General features: G+C 33.2%; 16 protein-coding genes and 1 tRNA gene. 14 read left to right on the forward strand and 3 right to left on the reverse strand.

Annotated elements, in window-relative coordinates; genetic code table 11:
• The 11 genes from DK442_RS20975 to DK442_RS21025 form a co-directional block, all read left to right on the forward strand.
• The coding region (locus DK442_RS20975; protein ID WP_109437881.1) for a peptidase domain-containing ABC transporter at window positions 1-1,778 on the forward strand (1,778 nt) is incomplete at its 5' end.
• Window positions 1,779-2,172: 394 nt separating this feature from the next.
• Complete coding sequence (locus DK442_RS20980; RefSeq protein ID WP_109437882.1) at window positions 2,173-2,520, forward strand: HTH domain-containing protein; 348 nt, start codon at window positions 2,173-2,175, stop codon at window positions 2,518-2,520.
• Window positions 2,521-2,638: 118 nt separating this feature from the next.
• Window positions 2,639-2,788: a hypothetical protein gene (locus DK442_RS28315; protein WP_160114278.1), complete on the forward strand. Its 150-nt coding sequence runs from the start codon at window positions 2,639-2,641 to the stop codon at window positions 2,786-2,788.
• A 228-nt stretch (window positions 2,789-3,016) separates the two neighbouring features.
• Window positions 3,017-3,145 carry a bacteriocin gene (locus DK442_RS20985; protein ID WP_109437883.1) on the forward strand — a complete coding sequence of 43 codons (129 nt, stop codon included), beginning with the start codon at window positions 3,017-3,019 and terminating at the stop codon, window positions 3,143-3,145.
• Between the two features lie 370 nt (window positions 3,146-3,515).
• Window positions 3,516-3,992, forward strand: a complete 477-nt coding sequence (locus DK442_RS20990; RefSeq protein WP_109437884.1) for a hypothetical protein — start codon at window positions 3,516-3,518, stop codon at window positions 3,990-3,992.
• 198 nt (window positions 3,993-4,190) lie between these two features.
• The gene (locus DK442_RS28875; protein WP_109437959.1) at window positions 4,191-4,445 is read left to right on the forward strand and encodes an SPASM domain-containing protein; all 255 of its coding nucleotides are present in this window, start codon (window positions 4,191-4,193) and stop codon (window positions 4,443-4,445) included.
• 22 nt (window positions 4,446-4,467) lie between these two features.
• Window positions 4,468-5,319, forward strand: coding sequence for a hypothetical protein (locus DK442_RS21000; RefSeq protein WP_109437885.1), 852 nt, complete (start codon window positions 4,468-4,470; stop codon window positions 5,317-5,319).
• A gap of 320 nt (window positions 5,320-5,639) precedes the next feature.
• Entirely contained in the window at window positions 5,640-6,146 is a 507-nt protein-coding gene (locus DK442_RS21010) for a DUF6443 domain-containing protein (protein ID WP_109437886.1), read from the forward strand.
• A gap of 81 nt (window positions 6,147-6,227) precedes the next feature.
• A complete protein-coding gene (locus DK442_RS28675) occupies window positions 6,228-9,215 on the forward strand; it encodes an RHS repeat-associated core domain-containing protein (RefSeq protein ID WP_109437887.1) in 2,988 nt (995 codons plus the stop codon).
• 4 nt (window positions 9,216-9,219) lie between these two features.
• On the forward strand, window positions 9,220-9,558 hold the full coding sequence (locus DK442_RS21020; protein WP_109437888.1) for a hypothetical protein: 339 nt from the start codon (window positions 9,220-9,222) through the stop codon (window positions 9,556-9,558).
• 362 nt (window positions 9,559-9,920) lie between these two features.
• Complete coding sequence (locus tag DK442_RS21025; protein ID WP_109437889.1) at window positions 9,921-10,352, forward strand: hypothetical protein; 432 nt, start codon at window positions 9,921-9,923, stop codon at window positions 10,350-10,352.
• Window positions 10,353-10,637: 285 nt separating this feature from the next.
• Here the strand turns inward: DK442_RS21025 and DK442_RS21030 are convergent.
• Window positions 10,638-10,711, reverse strand: a tRNA-Asn gene (locus tag DK442_RS21030).
• 273 nt (window positions 10,712-10,984) lie between these two features.
• Window positions 10,985-11,152: a hypothetical protein gene (locus tag DK442_RS28320; RefSeq protein WP_160114279.1), complete on the reverse strand. Its 168-nt coding sequence runs from the start codon at window positions 11,150-11,152 to the stop codon at window positions 10,985-10,987.
• A gap of 276 nt (window positions 11,153-11,428) precedes the next feature.
• On the opposite strand from DK442_RS28320, the gene DK442_RS28325 reads away from it, so the two are divergent.
• Window positions 11,429-11,590 (forward strand): hypothetical protein, encoded by a 162-nt coding sequence (locus DK442_RS28325; RefSeq protein WP_160114280.1) that lies wholly within the window; start codon window positions 11,429-11,431, stop codon window positions 11,588-11,590.
• Between the two features lie 124 nt (window positions 11,591-11,714).
• Here the strand turns inward: DK442_RS28325 and rseP are convergent, their stop codons facing one another.
• Window positions 11,715-13,028 carry an RIP metalloprotease RseP gene (gene rseP, locus DK442_RS21035; protein ID WP_109437890.1) on the reverse strand — a complete coding sequence of 438 codons (1,314 nt, stop codon included), beginning with the start codon at window positions 13,026-13,028 and terminating at the stop codon, window positions 11,715-11,717.
• A gap of 157 nt (window positions 13,029-13,185) precedes the next feature.
• On the opposite strand from rseP, the gene DK442_RS21040 reads away from it, so the two are divergent.
• The gene (locus DK442_RS21040; RefSeq protein WP_109437891.1) at window positions 13,186-13,857 is read left to right on the forward strand and encodes an SCO family protein; all 672 of its coding nucleotides are present in this window, start codon (window positions 13,186-13,188) and stop codon (window positions 13,855-13,857) included.
• A 108-nt stretch (window positions 13,858-13,965) separates the two neighbouring features.
• Entirely contained in the window at window positions 13,966-14,193 is a 228-nt protein-coding gene (locus DK442_RS21045; RefSeq protein WP_109437960.1) for a FeoA family protein, read from the forward strand.
• Window positions 14,194-14,207 lie beyond the last annotated feature (14 nt).

A 14,207-nucleotide genomic window follows, 5' to 3' on the forward strand; every position in this document is an offset into this window, starting at 1 on the left:
GTAATGAAAAAGTATCTGTTTTTAAACGCTTTTGGTTTTTACTCAAACCTCACAAAGGAGTACTTATACAGGCTTTTGTAGGAGCTATTATCTATACATTACTTGGATTTTCGACTTCCATCTATATTCAAAAACTCACCGACCACGTATTCATGGGTACGAGTACCAAGTTACTCAATCTGTTGGGGATTACGATGATTGTGTTATTAATTTTACAATTAATCGTTGGAGCATACAAAGATGTTTTTCTAATCAAAACTGGCCAGCAAATTGATTCACGTCTGATTCTGGGGTACTACAAACACTTACTAAAACTCCCTCAACAATTCTTTGATACTATGAGAGTGGGAGAAATTATATCCAGGATTAATGATGCTGTAAAAATTAGAGCTTTTATTAATGGAGTAGCCTTAAATCTAACCGTTAATGTACTAATTCTTGTGTTTTCCTTCGGACTGATGTTTACCTATTATTGGAAACTAGCATTAATCATGCTGGCCATTATCCCGGTGTATGCGATCATATACATCATCACAAATAAACTAAATAAACGTACCGAACGGGGTATCATGGAAAAATCTGCTGATCTGGAGAGTCAACTGGTAGAGTCTTTAAATTCTGTAGGAACAATCAAGAGATTTGGTCTGGAAGACTTTGCTAATATTAAAACCGAGACGCGCTTTATCGGGTTATTAAAAACAGGATATAAATCTGCTTTAAACACAGTATTTTCAGCTTCGAGTACAGGGACAATAGCACAATTGTTTACTATTATTTTATTATGGAGTGGTTCATATTTTGTGATCGAAAAAGAAATTACCGCTGGAGAACTCATGGCATTTTATGCGATTATTGGATATTTCACCAGTCCGGTTGCTGGGTTAATTAGTGCTAACAAACAAATTCAGAATGCACTCATCGCAGCTGATCGTTTGTTTGAGATTATGGATCTGGAGCGTGAAGAAGATGCACAAAAAATAACCTTCACAAAAGAGAATGTTGGTGATATTAACTTTACTCACGTAGGATTTAGATATGGATCCAGAGTAGAGGTTTTTAAAGATTTCAGTCTTAATATTCCGAAGGGGAAAATCACAGCAATTATTGGAGAAAGTGGTTCTGGAAAATCTACTTTAATGTCTTTACTACAAAATATTTACCCAATCCAAAAAGGACAAATATCTATTGGTGATCAGGATTTAAAACATATTGAGAATAGTAGTTTAAGAGATGTAGTAAGTGTAGTTCCTCAAAAGATAGATCTTTTTGCAGGTAATGTTATCGAAAATATTGCTGTAGGAGAGTTTGCACCTGATATGGAACGGGTTATGGACGTCTGCAAAGCCATCGGAATTTTAGAGTTTATAGAAAATTTACCTAATAGTTTTGCCACCTATTTGGGAGAAAACGGTGCTACTTTATCAGGAGGACAAAAGCAACGTATCGCCATCGCCAGAGCATTATATAAAAATCCAGAAGTTCTGGTATTAGACGAAGCTACATCTTCACTAGATAGCACATCAGAAAACTACATTCAAAGAGCTGTGCAAAGCCTACGAGATCAGGATAAAACCATCATCATTATCGCTCATAGACTTAGTACCGTAGTCAATGCCGATAAAATAGTGGTCATAGAAAAAGGGGAAGTAATCGAAGAAGGAAACCATAAAGTATTATATGCTCAAAAGGAAAAGTACTATGAACTATGGCAAAAACAAATGCCACAAAAAGTCAGAAATATGGAGTCAGGTGTTAGAAGTCGGGTGTTAGAAGTTTGAAGTGTAAAAAAGTCAGAAGACTGAAGTCAGTTGCTGGAAATGATAAGTGAAGAGTGAAAAGTGAAAATGTAGCTGTTGTAAGTCTGAGCACTTCGACAAGCTCAGGACAGATACTGACGAAGACAGTTTTAAGAATTTGGAAGTCAAAAGCTAGAAGTAATGGAATTAGTTGTGAAAAGTGAAAAACGTAAAACGAATAATGAAAAGTGTAGAAAGAAGTCAGGGGTAGAAGTAAGAAATGTAAAACTGAAAAATATAAAATGTAAAGGTGGGAAGAAGTTAAAAAGTGTAAGAATTTAGAAGTCAGGTGTTAATAAATTAAAAAACATCAAGCATCAGATTTCGGACACCCGACCGCATCATAAGTATTAACACATCATAAAAGTAAAGGGATATGAAAGTTATTATTAAACAAATAGAACTTATAGAAAGAATTGATCAACTCGTTCGCTTACAGGCAACGGGATCACCAGGAGCATTGGCAGCAAGGTTAGGGATTTCTAGAACCAATGTTTACCGACTTATTGATACCATGAGAGATTTAAATGCTCCTGTAGAGTATAATCATGGTATGCAGAGTTTTGTTTATGAAAAAGAAGTAAAGTTTAGTTTTGGATTTGTAACTAGAGAGTTAAGCCAAAGAGAAGCCATATCAACCTATGGCGGAACATATTTAAAAAATACCATATTTACAACAGCGTACCAGAAAATGGTACGGAGAGTTTGTAGTATTGTAGCATAAAAGGAATGGCGCAGTTCTTTTTATCGTTGTTGCGACAACAAACAGAGTTTAAAAATGATTTGACGAAATCAGGTTTAAGAAATTAAAATCAAATTATTAATTATTAAAAATTTTCAAAATGAATACAAAAAAATTAAATTTACAGGAACTTAATACGGAAGAATTAACTAACACTAATGGCGGTGGTCTTATTCCAGCATTAGCACTTACTGTTGCTATTGGATCTTTCTTTTTTAATGCCGGATACCAATACGCTGCTGCACAGTAGTTTTTATTAAAATAAAAATATTATAAATTATGAGTTTTCTTAAAAATCTTTCAGAAGCAATAGGTACAATTACCCCTGCTAAAATTATATGGCTGGTTGTTATTAGTATTTTACTTTTTATATTTTTCTTTTACTTAGGATTTCAATATAGCGAGGCACAACATAGTTTAAAATAACAATTATTTATCTTGTAAAAGATTTGAAAACTCAATTTTAAAATTTCAAAAAATGAAAAATCATAAAATTGAAGAATTAAGTAATAATGAACTAACAAATATTAGTGGTGGGTTCGGTCTATTGACTTTACCTATTGTAGCATTCCATGCTGGTTATACTTATTATAATTTAATCCATTAATATGGATTGAGAATAATAAAAGGGATGTGAATTTCACATCCCTTTTTTATATGAAACGAATAAAAACTGCTATCAAATAATATACTATGACTACTTTTTTAAAAGACATTTTAGATGAATTGAGACCCGTTACACCAGCTACCATGTTATGGCTGTTGTTTATTACGGTTGTCCTTTTTTCGTTTTTCTTCTTTCTAGGCTTTGAGTATAACGAATCACAACACATTATAAAATAAACACAATATTTTTGCAAAAGATTTAAAACCAATCAATATTGGTTTTTTATGGTACTATTTTATTCAAAAAAAAATTGCGTTCCGGAAAATGGTACGCTGATATTGTATTCTTGTAATGCAAAAAGAATAAATAAATGAGTAAAGAGTATCATATCATACGTAAGGTGATAAAACATTTTTCAGGTCTTAACAAACTTGAGGCTTTTGACATTCTGCAAAAAATGGAAGTAGTATTATATTATGCTTCAAGTCCTATAAATACCGAGAATCTCAAACAAATTATTTTATCTGATATAGAAAAGGTAGATTGGATTGATCCTTTTCACTTTACTTTTCTTCCTAATGGTAACCCATGTGAATTTATAGGATCAAATAAATGGTTACAAGTTTATCAAGAGAATAATCGATTTTTACCTGATTGGCCAATTTTTAGAACATACTATTATAAAACTGTATACGCTCCTTTAGAATTGAGAAAACTGACTAGAAAAAATTTGCAAGAAAGCTTAGAAGGTAAATCCAAGGAACAAAATGTAAGAGAATTTCTTAACAACCATCGTGTCACAAAAAGGGATATAGTTACTGATCACCTATTATTATTGGATTTGTAATCTTGAGGTTAGGAGTGAAAAGATAAAAGTTTAAAGTGAAGAGTGAAAAGAGTCAGAAGAAGGAAGTTACAGGGTTAAAACATGTCAATCTCTAAATAGTGTTGAAACCCAATAGCGGATTTAAGGTTGTAATCCGTGTCGAATATGAGTAAAGACTTCAAATAGATAAAGAAGTCATTAAAGTGATTTCATTATTAGATCAACCCGAATGGAGATATCCAACAATCACCTTTTACCGATAAAGTTTTTGGTAACGTAGGAACAAAATCTTTACTATCAATTATTTCAAATCAAACGTTTCAGGAATATTGGGATATACCCAAAGACAAAATAGAAGTTTGTAAGGATTGCGAATTTAGATATGTTTGTAATGACGCTCGTATCCCTTTAAAACGAGATGGTAAAACGTATTATTTTGAAGAAAGTTGCACATACGACCCTTATAAAAACTAATTAAGAAATAAAAAAACTAGTCATGAAAATAGTATTAAGATTATTCATCTTAACCATTGTAATGACAAGTTGTAAATCAGATTTTGAAAAAAATCATAAGGATTATAAACTTGTTAAGGAAGAAGGTGTATTTGTTGAAGTATTTGATGCTACAAATGTTAAACTTACTAGGTATACAGATAACAATACTATCTACACAAAAAACACATCATTTATATATTCTTATGAACATATTACAAAAAATAATAGCAAATACTATTTTAAAGAAGATCCATCAATAGGCGACTGGAGGCATTCCTGGAAGTTTGTTTCTGCTGACTCAATAGATGAAAACACCATTCAAGAGGTTAAAATTGAGATAAAAGAGGGGTTGAAAGCTATGATACAATACGATCCAGATTATAATCAAACAGTTGCTCAATATAGCTACGTAACAAAGGGTGAATTATCAGCTTTTAATTCAATTTCGGGTATTATAGAAAATGAAAAAAACGTATGGATGCATCCACCAAGGGATAAATATTTTAGGATTCTTGAGTTAAATCCATTTCCGTACATACAAACTCCTTTTGAAGTTGGAAATACATGGAAATGGAATTTGGAGATAGGAGATTCTTGGGCAGACAAAAGATGGTTAACCTGGAAGGGAGGAATTGAAAATAAGTATGTTTATGAAATAACGGATAAAAAGAAGATACATACGGTTTTTGGTACATTAGAGTGTTATACTATTGATGCCACAGCAACAAGTAGGCTAGGTGAAACCAAATTAACTTCACTTTTTAATACTGAATATGGTTTTATTGAATTATTGTATACAAATATCGATGGAAGTAAGACTAAATTACAACTCGATAAAGTAGTAAAAAAATAAAATTACTATCGGCTTGAAGCCGGTAGATTTGGAAACCGACTTTAAGTCGGCTTAAGATCCGCCAATCTCGAAATTACCATCTTCTCACTCTAAATTTTGATTCTTGATATACTCCATTATAATTTCATCAGTCATGTTTCCAGAACTTGTTACAAAATAATCAAGTGTCAGAAACCTGAGGTTCGAGAGCCTAAAAGCATAGAACTTCTGACACCTGTTTTCGGATTCAAAAAAAATGACATAAAATTTTCCCAGTCCCGAAAAATGAAACTGGCATCTTCTATTATTGTAACAGGAAAACAAATTATAGTACAAGTAAGATGATAAACAATAAAATTATATATAGTATCATAGGACTACTTATGGGATTGCAGATACAGGCCCAGGTAGTATTATCCGATAAGAATTATGTCCATACCACGGTTCCTCAAACTGCAGTAACGATAGCTGATATGGAAAATGTGAGTTGTGCCAATGCCAATGATGTAGATAACACCATCGAGAGTGTTACCTACTATGATGGTCTGGGAAGACCCATACAACAAAGAGCGATTAAAGCCTCTCCCGATGGTAAAGATATCGTTACCCATATGCAGTATGACGCCTATGGTAGACAAGCCAAGCAATATCTTCCTTTTGAGGCGAACAATACCGTGGGGAGTTATAAAACCGTAGATGTCAATATTGATATCAATGCGTATTATAAGAATACGTATCCAGATGACTTTCCAGGGATCACGACCAATCTGGGAGATGTTAATGCTTATAGTGAAAGTGTGTTTGAGGCTTCTCCTCTAAATAGAGTTACAGAACAAGGTGCCCCATGAAAAGCATGGAAAGCTGATCCCAACAGCGATACCGATCATACGATCAAATTTGACTGGGGTACTAATATAGTTAACGAAGTAGTGAATTTTACTGTAACCTTTACAGGAGGTGATACCGAAAAGCCAGAACTGGTACAAAACAATCATTATGCTCCCAATCAATTAGTGGTAACCATCACCAAAGACGAGAATTGGACACCCGCAGATGGAGATTTACATACGACCAAAGAATATAAAGACAAACAAGGTAGAGTAATCCTGAAGAGAACCTACAATAACTCCTCCACCTCTTCAGGTGGAGGTGGCGCAGCCGGAGGGGGTCAAGCACATGATGCCTATTATGTCTATGATCGCTATGGTAATCTTACCTATGTGATTCCACCAAAAGTGAACACCGCAGATGGAGTAAGTACCACAGAGCTTTCCGAATTGTGTTACCAATACACATACGATCACAGAAATAGATTAATAGAAAAGAAAATCCCGGGAAAAGGATGGGAGTATATTATTTACAACACATTAGATCAACCCGTACTTACCCAGGATGCAAATCTAAGAGCAAAAAGTAGATGGTTGTTCACTAAATATGATGCTTTTGGTAGAGTAGCGTATACAGGTCTTATAGAGAATGGAAGTACAGAGGCTTTGCTACGCAACAAAACCAGTTCATCTACTTATGAAACTTACGAAACCAAAACAACAAGCCCAATTACCATTGCAGGTACACCGGTATATTATACCAAAGATGCATATCCGATAAGTATTTATAAAGTACTTACCATTAATTACTATGATGATTACACCTTTGACGTAGATGGATTAACAAATCCGGGAACTGTATACGGAAAAACGATTGATACCAATATCAAATCTTTACCTACAGGAAGCAAAGTGAGGATATTAGACACCAATGATTGGATTACTACTGTAACCTATTATGATGATAAATCTAGGCCCATATATGTAGCGAGCAAGAATACATATCTAAACACAACCGATGTTATAGAAAGCAAACTGGATTTTGTGGGTAAAGTAGAAGAAACCAAAACCACACATACTAAAGGAAGTAATGCTCCTATAGTAACAGTAGATAAGTTTACCTATGATCATATGGGGAGACTCCTTACTCAAACCCAACAGATCAATACCCAGGATACCGAGCAGATTGTAAGTAATGTCTATGATGCCCTTGGACAACTGAAACAAAAGAACGTGGGTGGCACTTCGACTCCGCTCAGTGCAGGCGATGGAACCCTGAGCGTAGTCGAAGGGTTACAAACCGTAGATTACACCTATAACATAAGAGGTTGGCTAAAAACCATAAACGAGGGCACAACAGCCAATGGAGATTTGTTTGGTTTTGCTCTAGAGTATAACACAGGAATAAATCCCTTATACAATGGTAATATCGCTACAACATCATGGCAAACGGCTAATGATAATGTAACTAGAAGCTATAATTATACGTATGATGCTCTAAATAGAATCACAAGTGGTATTAGTAATGATGGTAGGTACAACTTAAGTAATATCTCCTATGACAAAATGGGGAATATTCTATCCTTACAAAGAACAGGAGCTATTGTAGAAAATATAGATCCTACAAAATTAGAGCATTTTGGAATGATGGATAATTTAGGATATACCTATGATGCAGGAAACAGACTCCTAAAAGTTGCAGATACAGGAAATACTTCATTTGGATTTAAGGATGGTACCAATACCAATGATGATTTTACCTATGATGACAATGGTAATATGGTCATAGATCGTAACAAAGATATTACAGGGATTACGTATAACCATTTGAATCTACCCAAAACAGTTTCTATTTCCAATGGACAAGGAACAGGAAATATTACTTATATTTACAATGCCACAGGATCAAAAATGAAAAAGATTGTGAATGATGGAAGTTCTTTAACAGAAACGGAGTATGTTGGGAATTATATCTATAAGAATGACCAATTACAGTATATGTCTACGCCTGAAGGATATGCAACACCGACTGTCACCCTGAGCGGAGTCGAGGGGTATCGATATGTATACCAATACAAAGATCATCTTAATAATGTACGTTTAAGTTATACCAAAAATGATGCTACAGGAAATGTAGAAATCATCGAAGAATCGAATTATTATCCTTTTGGGCTCGAACACAAAGGATATAATAATGTGATTATTGGTACAGAGAATAACCATAAAACTTTCCAAGGGCAAGAACTTCACGAAGACCTTGATTTAAACTGGTTAGAATTTAAATATCGTTTTTACAATCCTACTTTAGCGAGATTTCATAATATTGACCCTTTAGCTCAAGAGTATGCTTACCAGTCGCAATACAACTTTTCTGAGAATAGAGTTATTGACGGAATTGAATTAGAGGGTGCCGAAAGGTTATCTATACATACACCAAATAGAGTTTATGGAAAGCCAGTAATTAGAAATAACCACCCAACTGGTTTGCAAATGAATGCAGCTACTGCTACAGTTGTTGCTAGACACCCAATTGCTACAAGTAATGTAGGTTCTGTTGAACGGGGAGGAACAAATATATCTTCTGTAACAGGAAGAATAGCACGACACGCAGCATCTAATGGTAATCTATCAGTAGGAGAAGGTTCTGAAAGAAACGCATTGAGGCACGCAACTTGGATTGCTACAATTACCAGTAATTACGGAGAAGAAGCTGCTAATAATATTGGGAATGCACACGAAGGAGTAGAAATGGGTGCAACTGCTTTTGTAGATTTTACACAACCTGCGCCAGATAATCTTTCAGGAGCTGATAGTGTTGTAGACTTCTTAAATAATGAGATAGGGCGTCAAATTGGAACGGATTTAGGAGAAGGAGCTACTGAATATGAAGCAACAGTTGCAGCATTGGGTGTTCAATTAAATGAAGGCCTTTTTACAGCTACTACTGATAAAGATGGAAATATCACTATATCAAGAACAAAAATAACACAGGAGCAATATAATACAGCCATAAAGACTCTAAAAACGTTAAATCGATACGGTATGAATAGTGCTGATAGAAAATCCTTAGAAAAAGAAAAGAAAAATTAGAATTATGAACCGAGTTAAAATATTGTCATTTGTAGCTATACTGCTTTTTGCAGTTGGTTGTGGTAAGCAAAAAGATTTTAATTCTACCGAGTGGAAGAATTGGGAAGAAACAGAAACAACACCGAATACAAGGTGGTTAATGCATAAAGATTTATTAAGTAAATATGAATTAGAAGGTGTTAGTAAAGGTTATATCTTGAATTTACTTGGCAAACCTGACTCTGAAACAAATAATAAATATTATTACCAGTTAGGTGTTACAGGAAAAGGAATAAATACAGGAACAATGACAATTAAATTTGAAAGCGATTCTGTAGTGAATATCGAAATAACTAATGGTTAGAAACCCGATCGCTCGGATATGATAGCGCAGAAATGTTTTCTGTGCTGGGTATGAGTAATAAATAAAAGTAAAGATCAGTTACATTAATTTGTGGCTGGTTTTTTAAATTTTAAAAGAGGATTGTTTCTAAACCAGATAGCTAGGATTTGTAATCCGTGTCAAGTATGAGTAAGCAGTAACAGTTATACAGATAATAAAAAGGCAGTCGCATTCTAGTGACTGTCTTTTTTGATTAATTTGGGTTTTAATAAAATTTGTCAATTCCTAAAAACGAAACTAGTTAGTTTTACATTTGCTTATAGATAATATTAGCACGGTTGCAAATCCGCGCGATCAGGAAAATTTCCCAAACAATAAATTTAATGGAAAAAAATATAGATTATACTTTAGGTTTTTTAAAAAATATAGCAATCATTGATAGCCATCTTTTAAAATTAAATAATTACATCCATAGCAAAGATTATTTCAAATCTACAGACTATAGTTATAGGATATATTTTATTGATGTTCAATTAAAGAAACCGGCACTTGAGATTTATTTTAGTTGTGAATTACCTAATCTTATAAACAACCAAATCCATACTTTATCAATGGATATTTCAATATATAATGAAAATGAAATTTGGGTTTATGATGAGCATATTCATTGGAATGGTTATGACGGCTTAGGAACAGATGAATTTACTCTAGAAAAAGAATACAAAAACTTGAATGGTTTTCTAGAAAATTTGGAACAAAATTATTTAGATAGTGAAGCAAAATACTTATCCGTTGTTACGAAACAGATTGGTTAATTTTTTATAATGTTTAAACCTGCTCTTCCCCGCTGCCGCCAGAATGTTTCTGGTGCCCTCAAAGTTTGTCAGGATATTAGTAAATATTTAAACTTTTTCAGGATGAGATGCATATTATAAAGGCACAAGTTGCAAACTTGTGCCAGCTAGGGGATCTAATTGGTCTCTTTTTTGTTTAGATAAGAAAATAAATTTAGATTATAGATGGATTATTTAAGAAGTACAGAAATCCAATAATAATAGGGTTTAAAAACAAAAAAGTCCAACATTGCTGCCGGACTTTTGCTCCCCCTCTTGGGCTCGAACCAAGGACCCTTTGATTAACAGTCAAATGCTCTAACCAACTGAGCTAAGGAGGAATTTATTTTTGCAAATATAGAGCGTTTTTCTCTTTTTGCGAGTGCAAATATATACTATTTTTTATATCTCGAAAAGATTTTTTCGATTTTTTAGAATTATTTTTCCTCTATTGGATAAAATAAGGGATATCATCATGTAAAAATGGCATTTTGTTCAAGAATGATTACAATTCAAAAACCTCCGACTAATTATTTTTAGCCGAAGGTTTATATAAGATCATATCTCCTAATTAAAGATTGCCTACCTCTTGTTTTTTTAGGAAATAAAATCTCTTAGTATAAAATAGGTGTTGTAGGGTAAGGAATAGGAAAGTGCCCCGGTTTTGTACAACCATTTTGAGATCCATCATCATATACACTTGTTGTATATGGTTCTGTTCCACCGTTAATATGCTTAACTTCTACACTTGTTAACTCGGTTACATTTGTTGAATTTTTCATCTTTTAATTGATTTACTGTTTATATTATCTTACTACGTTTACCGCTTTGCGGATAACTGGTGTAAATCTAATGCTGGTTGATCTCAAATGCTGAGACGCTGTTAAAAAATGAAGGTGTAGTTAAGATAATTTATGATACAGGCACACGTTAAATTAAATTTTAAATAGCAATCCCGGGATTTGAGACATTGCCATTCTACTTTAGCACCATGAGAAATGATAGTGCGCAATGTGATTTTTCAGAAAAAATAATGTTTAATAATAAAAATAAATTTTATGAAAGATGTAAAAGATTTTGGAGTACAAGAATTGAATTTTAATGAAACCAAAAATGCAAATGGTGGTTTCTGGGTAGAACTGTGGGGTGGAATTAACTTTGCAAGATTAAACAGTAGCAGTGTTCTTAGTTGGGATGATGGGGCTATCGGATACTCTTAGTCGTTAGAAAACAAAGTGATGCAAAAAAGCTATTTCCATTTTATAGGAAATAGCTTTTTTTAATTTTTATAGAATCAAATTATAGAAGCTTTGTTGAAAGTTCTATTTTTTTGATGAATGGGTATTATTTAAAAATTGCCCTATAAATGTCATTACCGTTAGCAAATAATAATAATGCAATTAATAGAATAAACCCTGCTAGTTGAGCATACTCCATAAATTTGTCATTTGGTTTTCTACCCGCAATAATTTCATACAATAAAAACATTACATGACCACCATCTAATGCAGGAATAGGTAAAATGTTCATAAAGGCTAATATAATCGAAATAAAAGCAGTTGTGCCCCAAAAAGCTCTCCAGTTCCATGCGTCTGGGAATAGATTTCCTATGGCTCCAAATCCTCCTACCTGACTAGCTCCCTTTTTTGTAAAAACATATTTAAATTGAGCAATATAATCGTGCAATGTCCAGTATCCAAAATCAAAACCTTTGGTAATACTCGCTCCAAAAGAATATTGTTTTTCCTGAATTTTATATCCATTCCTAACAACAATTCCTATGAGCCCATCTTCATTGGGAGTTATCGAAGTTGTATGAGTTTCACCATTTCTTGAATAATCTATAGAGATTGTTTTTCCTTTATTTTCTTGGATTGTTTTTCTAAACTCGTGCCAATATTGTATTGGTTTTCCTTCTACCTGTGTTATTTTATCTCCTTTTTTAAATCCTGCTTTAACAGCAACATCAAGATATGTACTATCTACAATAGGCTTATTAATAGGGGAGAAAGGCCTTAATACACCAGATTCAAACATTGTAGTACCAATATTTTCAGGAATTTGAATAGTTTCTTCACTTCCGTTTTGATGTAAAACACTAATGTTTTTTACATCACGCATGAATAAGTGATGGTTAATTTGGGTAACATCTTCAAGAGGTTTGCCATTAACACTCATGATGCGATCCCCATCTTCAAACCCCATTTTTTTAAATGAGTCTTCGATGGCAAATCCATTTGGCATATCATCAAAACCTACATGATTAGTTCCCCAAGTGAATATTATTGCCATATAAATCAAAAACCCAAGAATGATATTAACAGTAACACCACCGAGCATAATAATCAATCGTTGCCAAGCTGGTTTAGATCTAAATTCCCAAGGTTGAGGAGGACCAGCCATTTGCTCTTTATCCATACTCTCATCTATCATACCAGCTATCTTTACATAACCTCCTAGAGGCAGCCAGCCAATACCATATACGGTTTCCCCTATTTTTTTCTTGAATAATGAAAATTTTACATCAAAGAATAAGTAAAATTTCTCTACTCTCGTTTTAAATAGTTTAGCAGGAATAAAGTGTCCTAATTCGTGTAAAACGATTAGAATAGATAAACTTAATAGTAATTGTATAGCTTTTACAAAAAATGGACTCATAGGTCGTTCTTCAAAATTAAATCACGCAAAAGTAACCTTTTAGAAGGGTATATAAAAAAAATCTGCTATGCAGTTAGGTATATTTAGTATTTTTTTAATGAAAAACAATGTTTTAATAAAGTAGAATCCTTGTAATTTTGCAGCATAATAATTCGCAATGCTTCAGTTTTTCTCTAAATATAAATTTTTTGCAGTTGTACTTTTTGTATTATCAGCTATTATAATTTCTATTATCTATTCTATTCTTAAGCCCAATAAGGTTTTGCCTGTGTATGAACCAGATATGGTAAATGCAGAATTAGTGGATAGTACAGTGCAATATATTCGCAAGTATCATAAAATTGCAGATTTTAAACTTACCAATCAAAACGGAGAAGAGATCACTCAACAAAATTATGAGAATAAGATTTATGTTGCCGATTTTTTCTTTACAACTTGCCAAACCATTTGTCCGATTATGACAGGACATATGAAAGAAATACAAGAACGATTAAAGGATGATAATGAGGTTTTGCTGCTTTCTCATTCTGTTACACCCCAGATTGATAGTGTAGCCAGATTAAAAAAATATGCTATAGAGAAAGGAGTAAATGATGCAAAATGGAATTTGGTTACCGGTGATAAAAAACAGATCTATGATCTTGCTAGAAAATCTTATTTGGCAGCCAAATCAGATGGCGATGGAGGAGCTTATGATATGGTGCATACAGAAAATTTTGTTCTTGTAGATAAAAAGAAACGAATTCGTGGATTTTATGACGGGACCAATCCAGAAGATATTGATAAGCTGATTGAAGATATAGCTGTTCTGAAAAACGAAACTAAGTAAAATTATACACTTCATATTTTTGGATTATTGTATTTTGAAAAATTTAGCTTTTTCAATAAGATTATTTACATTACTTTTGCCTTGTTTAAAATTAATCTAAATAAACATTTGAAGACTACAATTGCTACTCTCAAAAGAGGTCAACGTGCATTGATAAAAGAAATCATGTCTGATGTTATTCCACTTAAATTATTAGAAATGGGATGCTTGCCAGGAAATGAGGTCGAATTATTGCATACAGCTCCTTTTCAATGCCCAATGTATCTTAATATAAATGGTAGTCATCTTGCGATCCGTAAAGAAATTGCAGCCCAGATAGAAGTTCAAATTATTTAGTAGCAATTCTTTTT

Source organism: Aquimarina sp. AU119 (assembly GCF_900312735.1).
GTDB classification, from domain to species: Bacteria; Bacteroidota; Bacteroidia; order Flavobacteriales; family Flavobacteriaceae; genus Aquimarina; species Aquimarina algiphila.